We start from the raw sequence: 491 nt of genomic DNA, 5'->3' as shown, positions 1-491 counted from the left end.
AAGAAGTTTAATTTTTGAAAGGAAAATGCTTTCGATAGTTTTTTGTTTTTTAACAGGTTTGAGATAGATAAGTCTTCCACAACGATCCTCATTGGTTTGGTTTTCACCAATTTAGCTGTTGCTTGATGGATATGGTTATTTTGGATATTCGTAATTTTCCTAGATAACCGCAGGTGCTCCGCTTTCGCTTTTTCATATCCGGCCGACTGAATTTTTACACCTTTTTTAAATCTCCTAGACATATCTCTTTGTGCTGATTTTTTCCTTTTCAAAAGCTTTTTAACCTTGGCATCTTTGTTTATATTTCGTTCTTTCATACCATTAGAAGCTACAAACAGCTCTTTTAAACCAACATCCACACCAATCAACTCATTGGTAGTTCTTGTGATTCAAGGTCTTCTTGGAATCCTACACTAATCCACCAGTGACGACCGTCAAATGTAACTCTTGGATTTGATGGCTTTTTGTTTCTTGGTAGTTGTTGGCTTGTT

General features: G+C 35.6%; 1 pseudogene. It reads right to left on the bottom strand.

Annotation, left to right across the window (positions count from 1 at the left end):
* Positions 1 to 491, bottom strand: a pseudogene (locus COE49_RS27080) (RNA-guided endonuclease TnpB family protein); the annotation flags it as partial.

The sequence above is a fragment of the Bacillus sp. AFS029637 genome (assembly GCF_002584985.1).
Lineage (GTDB): Bacteria > Bacillota > Bacilli > Bacillales > Bacillaceae_G > Bacillus_A.
The sequence above is the reverse complement of the archived record's forward strand: the minus strand, read 5'-3'. Positions and strand labels throughout refer to the sequence as shown.